8 protein-coding genes are annotated in these 12,381 nt (G+C 65.7%); 5 read left to right on the forward strand and 3 right to left on the reverse strand.

All coding sequences use genetic code 11. The features are described 5' to 3' along the window. The 3 genes from A8G18_RS14715 to A8G18_RS14725 form a co-directional block, all read right to left on the reverse strand. Nucleotides 1-1,451 (reverse strand): glutamate synthase subunit beta (locus A8G18_RS14715; protein WP_016932284.1); only part of this gene is annotated, 1,451 nt, incomplete at its 3' end. Beyond that, complete coding sequence (gene gltB / locus A8G18_RS14720) at nucleotides 1,444-6,039, reverse strand: glutamate synthase large subunit (protein WP_064064466.1); 4,596 nt, start codon at nucleotides 6,037-6,039, stop codon at nucleotides 1,444-1,446. The genes A8G18_RS14715 and gltB, both read right to left, overlap by 8 nt. 300 nt (nucleotides 6,040-6,339) lie before the next feature. Continuing rightward, entirely contained in the window at nucleotides 6,340-6,912 is a 573-nt protein-coding gene (locus A8G18_RS14725) for a TetR/AcrR family transcriptional regulator (protein WP_245207885.1), read from the reverse strand. Nucleotides 6,913-6,971: 59 nt separating this feature from the next. Between A8G18_RS14725 and A8G18_RS14730 the strand changes: the two genes are divergently transcribed. The 5 genes from A8G18_RS14730 (at nucleotide 6,972) to A8G18_RS14750 (ending at nucleotide 12,377) form a co-directional block, all read left to right on the forward strand. Next, complete coding sequence (locus tag A8G18_RS14730) at nucleotides 6,972-8,000, forward strand: FAD-dependent monooxygenase (protein WP_016931837.1); 1,029 nt, start codon at nucleotides 6,972-6,974, stop codon at nucleotides 7,998-8,000. A 93-nt stretch (nucleotides 8,001-8,093) separates the two neighbouring features. Continuing rightward, nucleotides 8,094-8,411 carry a type VII secretion target gene (locus A8G18_RS14735; RefSeq protein WP_064064468.1) on the forward strand — a complete coding sequence of 106 codons (318 nt, stop codon included), beginning with the start codon at nucleotides 8,094-8,096 and terminating at the stop codon, nucleotides 8,409-8,411. Next, nucleotides 8,412-10,778: a TPR repeat domain-containing protein gene (locus A8G18_RS14740; protein ID WP_064064469.1), complete on the forward strand. Its 2,367-nt coding sequence runs from the start codon at nucleotides 8,412-8,414 to the stop codon at nucleotides 10,776-10,778. A gap of 53 nt (nucleotides 10,779-10,831) precedes the next feature. After that, nucleotides 10,832-11,578: a hypothetical protein gene (locus A8G18_RS14745; protein WP_245207886.1), complete on the forward strand. Its 747-nt coding sequence runs from the start codon at nucleotides 10,832-10,834 to the stop codon at nucleotides 11,576-11,578. Nucleotides 11,579-11,735: 157 nt separating this feature from the next. Further along, nucleotides 11,736-12,377: a hypothetical protein gene (locus A8G18_RS14750; RefSeq protein WP_064064470.1), complete on the forward strand. Its 642-nt coding sequence runs from the start codon at nucleotides 11,736-11,738 to the stop codon at nucleotides 12,375-12,377. The last annotated feature ends 4 nt before the right edge of the window (nucleotides 12,378-12,381 follow it).

A 12,381-nucleotide genomic window follows, 5' to 3' on the forward strand; every position in this document is an offset into this window, starting at 1 on the left:
CAGCGCTGCGGAACAGTGCTGGTCGTGATCGGCACCGGCAGCGCCGACTCGCCCTCGAGGAAGCTGTCCACCGCAGCGGCGCACGCGCGACCCTCGGCGATCGCCCAGACGATGAGCGACTGCCCGCGTCCCATGTCGCCGGCGACGAAGACACCCTCGACGTTCGTGGCCCACTCCGTCGAGCGGGCGACGTTGCCGCGCTGATCGAAGTCGACACCGAGATCGGTGAGCAGGCCCGGCTTCTCGGCACCCGTGAAGCCCATCGCGAGCAGCACCAGATCGGCCTCGAGCTCGAAGTCGCTTCCTTCGACCTTCTGGAAGCGACCGTCGGCCATCTTCACCTCGTGCGCCTTCAGTGCGGTGACCTTGCCGTCCTTGCCGAGGAATTCTTCGGTGTTGACGGAGAAGACACGCTCGCCGCCCTCCTCGTGTGCCGACGAGACGCGGTACATGAGGGGGTAGGTCGGCCACGGGGTCGAGTCGGCTCGCTGTTCCGGCGGCCGCGGCATGATCTCGAACTGGTGGACGCTCGCCGCACCCTGACGGTGCGAGGTGCCGAGGCAGTCGGCACCGGTGTCGCCGCCGCCGATGATGACGACCTTCTTGCCCTCGGCCGTGATGGTCGGGGCCGGCAGGTCGCCGAGCTGCACGCGGTTGGCGATCGGCAGGAACTCCATCGCCTGATGGATGCCGTCGAGTTCGCGGCCGGGGATCGGCAGATCACGGGCGACGGTCGCGCCGCCGGCGAGCACCACGGCGTCGAACTGCTCGCGCAGTTCGTCGGCGGTGATGTCGACACCGACGTTCACGCCCGGCTTGAAGACGGTGCCCTCGGCCTCCATCTGCGCGAGACGGCGGTCGATGAAGCGCTTCTCCATCTTGAACTCGGGGATGCCGTAACGGAGCAGACCGCCGATACGGTCGGCCCGCTCGAACACCGTCACCGAGTGACCGGCACGCGTGAGCTGCTGTGCCGCAGCCAGTCCCGCAGGACCGGAACCGACGACGGCCACCTTACGGCCGGTGAGCTTCGACGGCGGGACCGGCTTGACGCGGCCCTCGTCGAACGCCTTCTCGATCAGTTCGACCTCGACCTGCTTGATGGTCACCGGGTCCTGGTTGATGCCGAGCACGCACGACGCCTCACAGGGCGCCGGGCAGAGCCGGCCGGTGAACTCGGGGAAGTTGTTCGTGGCGTGGAGACGCTCGATGCCGTCCTCCCACTTGCCCTTGTAGGCGAGGTCGTTCCACTCGGGGATGAGATTTCCGAGCGGGCAACCGTTGTGGCAGAAGGGGATACCGCAGTCCATGCAACGGCTCGCCTGGGTCTGGAGGGTCTCGAGCGGAAACGGCTCGTAGACTTCCTTCCAGTCGAGGAGCCGCAGCGGGACGGGCCGGCGAACCGGCGTCTCGCGGGAACCGTGCTTGAGGAAACCGGTGGGATCAGCCACGAGCAGCCTCCATGATCGCCTCGTCCACGTTCGCACCACGGATGGTGGCGTCCTTGATAGCCATGAGTACCTTCTTGTAATCGCGAGGCATGACCTTCGCGAAGTGGCTGACCTGTTGTGACCAGTCGGCCAGGATGCGGGCTGCGACCTCGGAGCCCGTTTCGTCACGATGCCGTTCGACGGCGCCCTTGAGCCAGGCGAAGTCCTCACCCGCGAGATCCTCGAGGTCGACCAGCTCGGTGTTCAGGTTGTTCTCGAAGTCCTTGTCCGGGTTGTACACGAAGGCGACGCCACCGGACATACCCGCACCGAAGTTGCGGCCGGTCTTGCCGAGGATGACGACCTTGCCACCCGTCATGTACTCGCAGCCGTGGTCGCCGACGCCTTCGACGACGGCCGTGGCTCCGGAATTACGGACCGCGAAGCGCTCGCCCGCGATGCCGCGGATGAGAACTTCCCCCGCGGTGGCACCGAACAGGATCACGTTGCCGGCAATGATGTTGTCCTCGGGCACGAAGCCCTCGGCGGCGTTGTGCGGCGGACGCACGACGATGCGGCCACCCGACAGGCCCTTGCCGACGAAGTCGTTCGCGTCGCCGTTGAGCCGCATCGTGATACCGCGCGGGACGAACGCACCGAAGCTGTTGCCGGCCGAACCCGTGAAGGTGATGTCGATCGTGTCGTCCGGCAACCCTTCCGCACCGTACTTCTTGGTGAGCTCGTGGCCGAGCATCGTGCCGACGGTGCGGTTGACATTGGTGATCGGGGTGTCGAACGAGATCGCCGTACCCGACTCCAGAGCCGGCTGCGCCTTTGCGATCAGCTCGTTGTCGAGCGCCTTGTCCAGGGCGTGGTACTGCTCCTTGGTGCAGTACATGTCCTGCTCGCCGAAGATCGGGGAGGTGATCTTCTCGAGCAGCGGCGACAGATCGAGCTTCGACGCGCGGTAGTGCTCGACGGCCTTGCGGGTGTCGAGGACGTCCACCTGGCCGATGGCCTCGTCGAGGCTGCGGAAACCGAGCTCGGCGAGGTACTCGCGCACCTCTTCGGCGATGTAGAGCATGAAGTTCTCGACGAACTCGGGCTTGCCGGTGAACCGCTTGCGCAGCACCGGGTTCTGCGTCGCGACACCCACGGGGCAGGTGTCGAGATGGCAGACGCGCATCATGATGCAGCCCGAGACCACCAGCGGTGCGGTCGCGAAACCGAACTCCTCGGCACCGAGGAGCGCGGCGACGACCACGTCGCGGCCGGTCTTCATCTGGCCGTCGACCTGCACAACGATGCGGTCGCGCAGTCCGTTGAGCATGAGGGTCTGCTGGGTCTCGGCCAGACCGATCTCCCAGGGAGCACCCGCGTGCTTGAGGGAGGTCAGCGGCGACGCGCCGGTACCACCGTCGTGACCGGAGATGAGCACGACGTCGGCGTGTGCCTTCGACACACCCGCGGCGACCGTGCCGACACCGAGCTCGGAGACCAGCTTCACGTGGATGCGGGCCTGCGGGTTGGCGTTCTTCAGGTCGTGGATCAGCTGCGCGAGATCCTCGATCGAGTAGATGTCGTGGTGCGGCGGCGGCGAGATCAGGCCCACGCCCGGCGTCGAGCCACGCACCTCGGCGACCCACGGGTACACCTTGTGCGGCGGCAGCTGACCACCCTCACCGGGCTTCGCGCCCTGCGCCATCTTGATCTGGATGTCGGTGCAGTTGCTCAGATAGTGCGCGGTCACACCGAATCGACCCGAGGCGACCTGCTTGATCGCCGAGCGCCGCCAGTCGCCGTTCTCGTCCGGGGTGAAACGGCTCGGATGCTCGCCGCCCTCACCGGAATTCGAGCGGCCGCCGAGACGGTTCATCGCGATCGCGAGGGTCTCGTGCGCTTCGGCCGAGATGGAGCCGTAGCTCATCGCGCCGGTGGAGAAGCGCTTGACGATCTCGCTCGCCGGCTCGACCTCGTCGAGCGGCACCGGCGGACGCACACCCTTCTTGAACTCGAACAGACCGCGCAGCGACGCGAGCCGCTCCGACTGGTCGTCGACGAGCTTGGTGTACTCCTTGAAGATCGAGTACTGGCCGGTGCGGGTCGCATGCTGGAGCTTGAACACCGTGTCCGGGTTGAACAGGTGGTACTCGCCCTCGCGGCGCCACTGGTACTCGCCGCCCACCTCGAGCTCGCGGTGCGCGCGCTCGGACTGGCGGTCGAGGAAGGCCGTGCGGTGCCGGGCCGCGACGTCCGCGGCGATCTCGTCGAGTCCCACGCCGCCGAGCTGCGACTGCAGACCGGTGAAGTACTCGTCGACGAGTTCCTGCGACAGGCCGATGACCTGGAACAGCTGGGCACCGGTGTAGGAGGCGAGTGTGGAGATGCCCATCTTGGACATCACCTTCAGCACGCCCTTCGAGGCCGCCTTGATGTAGTTGGCGATCGCCTTCTCGAGGGTGATGCCCTCGGGCAGGTCGCCGTTCTGCAGCAGCTCGTCGATGCTCTCGAACGCCATGTACGGGTTGACCACGGCCGCACCGAAACCGCACAGGGCGGCGATGTGGTGGACCTCGCGGGCGTCGCCCGCCTCGACGAGCAGACCGACCTTGGTGCGGGTCTTCTCACGGACGAGGTGGTGGTGCACCGCGGAGGTGAGCAGCAGCGACGGGATCGGCGCCAGCTTCTCGTCGGACTCGCGGTCGGACAGCACGATCAGGCGTGCGCCCTTCTCGATGGCCTGCGAGACCTGCTCGCGGATCGAGGCGAGCGCGCGACGCAGACCCTCACCGCCCTCCGCGACCGGGTAGAGGCCACGGATGATGACGCTGTTGAAGCCGGGGAACTGCTTCTCGTCGTTGACGTGGATGAGCTTCTGCAGATCGTCGTTGTCGATGACCGGCGCACCGATGAGGATCTGCCGGCACGACGCCTCGGTCGGGTTCAGCAGGTCGCCCTCGGGGCCGAGCATGCCGCCCATGCTGGTGACGATCTCCTCGCGGATCGCGTCGAGCGGCGGGTTGGTGACCTGGGCGAACAGCTGCGAGAAGAAGTCGAACAGCTGACGCGGACGCGACGACAGCACGGCGATGGGCGTGTCGGTGCCCATCGAGCCGAGCGCTTCCGCCCCGGAGGCCGCCATGGGCTTGACGAGCAGGTCGACCTCTTCGCGGGTGTAGCCGAAGACCTGCTGACGCAGCACGACGCGCTCGTGCGACATGTAGGTGTACTTGCTCTCGGGCAGGTCCTCGAGGCGGGTGACGCCGTCGGCGACCCACTCCTCGTAGGGATGCTCGGCGGCGAGTTCGCGCTTGATCTCCTCGTCCTCGACGATCCGTCCCTTCGCGGTGTCGACGAGGAACATGCGGCCCGGCTGCAGGCGGCGCTTGCTGACGATCTTCTCGGTGGGGATGTCGAGCACGCCCACCTCGGAGGCCATGACGACGAGGCCGTCGTCGGTCACCCAGGCACGCGAGGGGCGCAGGCCGTTGCGGTCGAGCACCGCGCCGATGACGGTGCCGTCGGTGAAGCACACCGAGGCCGGTCCGTCCCAGGGCTCCATCAGGGCTGCGTGGTACTCGTAGAAAGCGCGGCGGGCCGGGTCCATCGACTCGTTCCGCTCCCACGCCTCGGGGATCATCATGAGAACGGCGTGAGGCAGGCTGCGACCACCGAGGTGCAGCAGTTCGAGCACCTCGTCGAAACGCGCGGTGTCGGACGCCCCCGGCGTGCAGACGGGGAAGATCTTCTCGAGCTTGTCGCGGCCGCCGAAGACCTCGGTGTCGATGAGTGCCTCGCGGGCGCGCATCCAGTTCGCGTTGCCGGTGACGGTGTTGATCTCACCGTTGTGCGCCACACGCCGGAAGGGGTGGGCGAGCGGCCACGAGGGGAAGGTGTTCGTGGAGAAGCGCGAGTGCACGAGGCCGAGGGCCGAGACGACGCGCTCGTCCTGCAGGTCGCGGTAGAAGCCCTTCATCTGGGGCGTGGTGAGCATGCCCTTGTAGACGAAGGTCGACGCCGACAGACTCGGGAAGTAGACGGTCTCGCTGCCGGGACCGTCCTCGCCCGCCCCGTGGTGGCCGAGCTCGTGCTCGGTGCGCTTGCGCACGACGTACGCGCGGCGCTCGAGCTCGAGGCCGGTGAGCGCGCGAGCGCCGGAGGCGATGAAGATCTGCCGGAAGGTGGGCATGGCGTCCTTGGCCATGGAACCCAGCTCGGACTCGTCGATCGGCACCTCGCGCCAGCCGAGGACCTCGAGGCCCTCCTCGGCGACGATGCGATCGACCTCGGCGGCCGCGGCGTCGGCCTTGGCCGTGTCCTTGGGCAGGAACGCGATACCGGTCGCGTATGCGCCTTCGGCAGGAAGATCGAAGTCGACGACCTCACGGAAGTAGGCGTCGGGGACCTGGATCAGGATGCCGGCGCCGTCGCCGGTGTTCTGTTCCGCTCCCGCTGCACCGCGGTGTTCGAGATTCACCAGGGCGGTGATCGCCTTCTCCACGATGTCGCGGCTGCGACGACCGTGCATGTCGACGACGAACGCGACGCCACAGGAGTCGTGCTCGTTCGCCGGGTGGTAGAGCCCTCGAGGCCCGGGGAGATGAGTCATACCTAGCCTTCGTTGATGCGATAGCACCGACGACCAGCAGCGCTGATGGCCATCTACTGCCGTAGACGGGTATCGGCCGGGTGCCCGATACCTTCGACATCGCCAGTATCCGCTCATCCGCGACGGTGCGGGTGCCTTTTCGGCAGCGCGAGCGTGGACCCGGCGACCGGTGGGACGTCGTGGTCCCACCGTCTTCGAATCGAACGATATGCCAGGTGGCGGGGGGTAACGCAAGCCAGTGTTCCCTATCCGCCCCCTGATCTGCGGAAACGTCGACGTAATGTGACCGAATCGTACCTGTCACGCCGCGGTTCGGAGCGCCGCACGCACCGCGAGAGCGATGCCGGGACGCGGGTCGGGTTCGTCCACTCCGGCCGTGCAGCGATGCAGGATGACACCGTCCAGATAGTCGATGAGAAGCCGCGCGCCCGTGGCGGAATCCTCCGCGCCGAGGGCATCGAGCATGCCGCGGACCCACGTCCGGAGTTCCCCTCGGCGCGCATCCACTCCGGCCCGCAGTTCCGGCGTTGCCATCGCTTCGACGAACATCGCGAACCGCGCCCGGGTCCGGACGATGTCGGGGCCGGTCACGAACATCACGTAATCGTGCATCAGATCTTCGAGTCCCCGGGCCGAGGCCGGAGCGGTGGATCCGCTCAACGCCTGCGCGTCGATCCGGTCGCGTGCGAGCAACCGGTCGAGCACTCCTTCGACGAGGGCCTGCCGGGTGCGGAAGTAGTTGGAGGTGGATCCGGCGGGCACGTTCGCGGTGGTGTCCACGCGCCGGTGGGTCAGGGCGCGCAGTCCCTCGATGCCCACGAGTTCGATTGCGGCGTCGAGGACAGTGGCGCGTTTGTCGGTCACGCGAGGCATTCTACGAGGATCACTACAGGAGTAGTGACTGTCTACTACATACGTAGTACCGTCGTGTCATGACCGTGAAGCCAGGCAGTGCAGCGATCCTCGGCGGCGGAATCGGAGGGCTCACCGCCGCGAACACCCTCCTCCGCCACGGATGGCACATCGATGTGTTCGAACGATCTCCGGAACCTCCGCGCACCGGCACCGCGCTCGGGATGTGGCCTCCCGCCCTGGCCGCACTCGAAGTTGCCGGTGTCGGCGGACGGGTGGAACAACTCGGCGTGACACAGCGCTCCGCGACGCTCAGACGCTGGGACGGTGTGGTGCTCGCCCACGTCAGGGACCTTCGACGGGCACCGGTCATGGTGTCCCGGCCCGCCCTCCTCGACATACTGCTGTCCGGCCTCCCCGACCACACCGTGAAGTTCGATGCCCCCGCGCCACCGCTCACGGCCCTCGCCGGATACGACGTGATGATCGGCGCGGACGGAATCGGCAGTGCAGTACGCGACGAGGTGTTCGGCCCGGCCTACCGGCCCGTGCACACCGGGTACGGAGCGTGGCGCGGCTGGGTCGGCGGCTCCACCACGAACCACGGAGAAACCTGGGGTCCCGGCGCGCTCTTCGGAATCACCGACCGCGACGGCGACCTCACCAACTGGTTCGCCGCCGTCCGCACCACCGAAGGCACCGGCGGCACCCTCCACGACCTGCACGGCCGTTTCCACGACTGGCACCCCGGCGTACGCGACATCCTCGGCCGCCTCGACCCCGACGACGTCATGTACCACGACCTGTACGAATCCCCCCGCCTCCCGTCGTACGTCCGCGGCAACGCCGCACTGATCGGCGACGCGGCCCATGCGATGGCACCGAACCTCGGCCGCGGCGCATGCGAAGCAATCGTCGACGCCACGACACTCGCGACGCTGTTGTCCGAGCATCCGGTACCGGTCGCTCTGCAGCGCTATGACCGTGCCCGTCGACGCCGCACCCAGCTCCTCGTGCCCGCGTCACGGGCAGTCGCCAGGATCGCGACCGCGTCCCGGCTGACATCTCTCCGCGACTCCTCCATCACAGCATTCGGCCGCATCGCCTAAACGTTCCGAAAATCACCCGGTCGAGGGAACCGATCGTCACGCTGCTGCGTCCAACCCTGATGGAACGTCTGCCGGACTGGAGTTGGTGAGCTGATGTCAGCGCTGAAGGTCGACCCGGACTCGTTGAAGAGCCTGGCCCATGCCCTGGAGGGAGAAGCCGAGACCATCTACGCGTTGGAACCGTCCGCGGCGCTCGAGTCGGTAGCGGGCGCGATGCCATCCTCAGCGGTCGGTGGTGTCGCCGGACGCGCGGGAGCACCACTCGACACCGCCTACCGCGCTATGGCCAACTGCCTGCGACGCATGGCCGAGGCCACCGAAGCGGCCGCACGGAACTACGAGGTGGCCGAGGAGGAATTCAGCCGCCAACTCGCGGCCGTCGGATCCGACTTCGAAGGAAAGTCCCTGTAGATGTGGTCTCCTTCCGCGATCCGCTCGCTCGATCCGGCTGCGCTCACCACTGCTGCCGACGCGGTCGAGTCCGCAAACAACACATTCCGGGAGTCGACCCACCGCGTCGACCGGGATGTGGACGCCACATTCGGTGGATGGGACGGTGAAGGCGGGGCGGCCGCCGCGGCACGTGTGTGGAGTGACCGGGTGGCCGGCCAAGGCATCAGCCGCGCTGTCAGCGAGCAGGTCGACGCCCTCCGCGACGCTGCGAACACGCTCATTCCCGCCCGCGCCACCGTCGTCGGAATCGTCGACAATGCGGTTGCAGCCGGCTTCACCGTCCACGACGACGCGCGGGTCGAGGCACCCCGAACCCACACGGGCGACGCGCAGACCGACCTCGTCGTGCAAGCGGGTCTCGACGACACCGCCATGAACTTCGAGGTCCAACTGAAATCGGCGGTGCGCACATTCGACGAACTGGATCGAGACGCCGCCGCCCGACTCGAGCAGGTCAGCATCCGACTCTCCACGTTCGGCGGGGAATTCCGTTCTCAGAACACACATTCCATCGATGCTCCGGACGGTGCTGCCGACGCTGCGCTCCTAGCATCCGGGGCTGCACGCGATACCGATCTCGAACGCATCGGACGCACCCTGTCGCTACCGTCGGGTGCGAGCATCGAGTACCTCGACGCCTTCTACAACAGCCTCGACGAGGACGAACTGGCGAACCTGTACGAGACGTACAAGACATGGGAAGCCGAAGGCAAGCCCGACGCGGCGCGCTGGGCCGACGGTCTCGGTAACGGTCTGCTCATTCTGTCGAATCCCGAATACGGCGGGTCGTGGGAGTCGGTGCCGCAGGACATCAGGGACACCATTCGATACGGCTACGAGCCCGACCCGAACGCCGAGCATCCCCTTGAACCACTGGATCGGCTGGATCGACTCGGCGCGATACTCGGCGATGCCAACCCGCAGTATCGACCCGGCACCGAGATGGGTATCGAGATGAGCCGGGTCGCCGGATATATGGCGGGCATCCCCACCTATGCCGATCCCCACATCGTCCCCACCCCCGACCCTTCCTATTACGACCACATGGCAAGCACATTCCTCGACCTCGCCACCCGGAACACCGACACGTCGTATCACTCGCTCACCGGCACCGACGTCGACGGCAGCCCTGCGGACTTCAGTAGGGACGAGGTGCTCGTTCCGCTGCTCACCCGCGAATGGGCCGACGACGGAGCAACTCTGGCCGGCCTGACGGAGTGGATCGCTGCCGACGCGTTGCCCGCCGACCCGGGTGACCCCGCAGCAGTAATCCGAGCCGAACGTGCGGGCGAGGCAGCATTCGGTTTGGCCGAGGTGTTGTCTGCGCCGGAATCGGAGTGGAACTCCGACAACAACTTCAACCGTTTCCTCCACATGCCGGGTGCCTTCCGGGAGGAAACCGACCTGACCATAGGTGAAGTCAATCCTGTTGCTGTCCGTTCCTTTGCGACCGCCCTGTCACCGTTCGTCGGCGACATGGTCGGTTCCGTCGACGACGCCACCGCCACCAGCGGCTTCGGCGAACTCGGCCCGGTCCCGGCGACGCGCGTATTCACCCTCATGAACACCGACCCCGCGGCAGGTGCCCTTCTCAACGGTGCAGCAATCGCGCAGGCCACCGATTTCGACCGCCGGTTCGCTCTCGAACAACTCGACGGTGTGAACAAGTACAGTTACGGAACGTATTCGGGCCGGTTGCAAAGCCTCGTCGAGGTGGGGTTGAGCAGCACCTACGAGAACGAGAAGCTGGTCGAGCAGGCGGCGATCGACAACCGGAACCAGTCCAGAGCGGACGCGTATGCCGTGGCCCAAACCCTCGTCACCGGTGCGGTGACGGCGTTGCCGGGTGGCGTGGTCACGGGTCCGCTCGTGTACTCGACAGGGGTTCTGCTGCAATCCGAAATCGTCGATGCTGAAGGGCAATACGTGGGGCATCCGTCGGGGGTCGAGGGGTTCGATTCCGAAATGTATCTGACGGAGACGGGCGCCGAAAATACTCGGAGATACAACATGCTCAATGCGTTGGTCGACGCCGGAAGAGTGGATCCAGCAGACATGCCCTTCAGCCAGGCAGAGGGTCACACTATCCCTGAACGCACCAAAGCCGATGAACACGTCCTGACGAATCAAGCTGCCAGCATCATTTCGGAAAACGGGATCGATTACGGGTCCCAGGACATGTATCTCGGCTCTGCCTCGAACGGAGCGGGCGACCTCCGAAATATCGTCTATGCAGACCAGAGGGACGGCACCGACGGATTTCGCGATGTGCTCGTAAACGATGTTGTTCCGGCCGGAGGAGAAAGGTGGAACTACGGCGCATGACAACAACGTGCCCGCGGGGGAACCGGAAACTCGTTACCACTCTAGTCGTTTTCATGCTTGTCGCATGCACGTCGGAAACCGAGCCGGCACCGCAGCAATCCCCTTCCCTTCCCGTAGACGCGAGCGAATACCAAGCGCCGGAGCAGGTTCGCAACGCGACCTACGTCTGGTCGGCGGAGCCCGGAATTGATCTGCTGGATAACCGTGGAAAATTGATCCGGGCATCGCACGAATCGATGATGATCGCATTCTACGGAGGTATCGAAACAACCTACCCAGGATTCAGCAATGCGATCGATCCCAGGTATGCGCGCAGGATAAATACCATCGCTACGCGCGCGCTAGTGGGCACGATCCGAGCGCACCTTCTTCAGGTGCATCAGACAGAAAAGGGTTTCAACGCGACCGTCTGCATTCAGCCCTCACACTATGCAGTGCGAAGAGACGACGGCCAGTATCACACTGTGCATGGCTCGGCCATTGAAGAGAGAGTCGAGTTCAACCACCCCACCGCTGAGGATCGCGACCTCGCCCGGGTCCGACCCAACCTCCCACCGAGCACCACTCCCCGCCCGCCATCTCCTCCCATCGCCGACGCGACTCACCAATGGTCCGCGCCGACGGAGGACGTCTTCGCGGACACCGAGTGGTTGATCAGTTTCGGCGCAGATCTCGGCGATGCCAAGAAACGTTGCGAAGAGTGGGGACGCAGCATCGAGCCGGGGGTGCCCGATGACGGGGCCGAGTTTCTCGTCTCCCCCACCCCACCCGAAACCCTGCCCGCCTACCCGGGCTGGTGAGCACATGAACCGAATTATTTGCGCTGCAATAGCATTCCTTGTCGGATCATCCCTACTTGCAAGCTGCACACCCGATCGAGCGCCGGCACCGGTTGCGCCCCAGACCATCATCACCGCCGAGTACGAACCACCCGGACAGGTCCGAAACTCCACCTTCGTGTGGTCCGCAGAACCGGGAATCGACCTTGCGGATCAACGCAGCATCCTCACCCGAGCCGCGTACGAATCCATGATCATCGCCCACTACGGCGGACTCGATACCACCTATCCCGGGTTCGCCGGAGCACTCGTCCCTTCCTACGCACGCAAAGTCCCAACTGCGCTGGAAACATCCCTCGTCGGAACATTTCGGGCGCACATCCTCCAGGTGCTCGATACGGCGGCTGGGTTCAAAGCAACCGTGTGCACCCAATGGTCGAAGGTGGGCATCAGGGTCCGAGACGGCGACTATCGCATCAGCCAATTTTCCGGGCAGGAGGAATTTGTCGAGTTCACCCGTGACACCGAGGAACATCGGCGCGAAGGGCAACTCCACAGGCACGACCCGGAACCACCGACACCAAGCGATCAGTACCTGACTTCTCTCCCCACCACTGAGCACCAATGGTCCGCTCCTACGGAAGATCTGTTCACCGATACCGGACTCAGAATCGACTTCGGGGGCGACTTGGGCGAAACGATGTATCGATGCGAAGCATGGGGTCGCAGCATCGAACCCAGCTTGCCGCCCTACAGAAGTTCCGAAACCATCATCTCCCCCACCCCACCCGAAACTCTCCCCGTCTACCCGGGTTGGTGAGAAA

The sequence above is a fragment of the Rhodococcus gordoniae genome, from assembly GCF_001646655.1.
In the GTDB taxonomy this organism is placed as follows: Bacteria; Actinomycetota; Actinomycetes; order Mycobacteriales; family Mycobacteriaceae; genus Rhodococcus; species Rhodococcus gordoniae.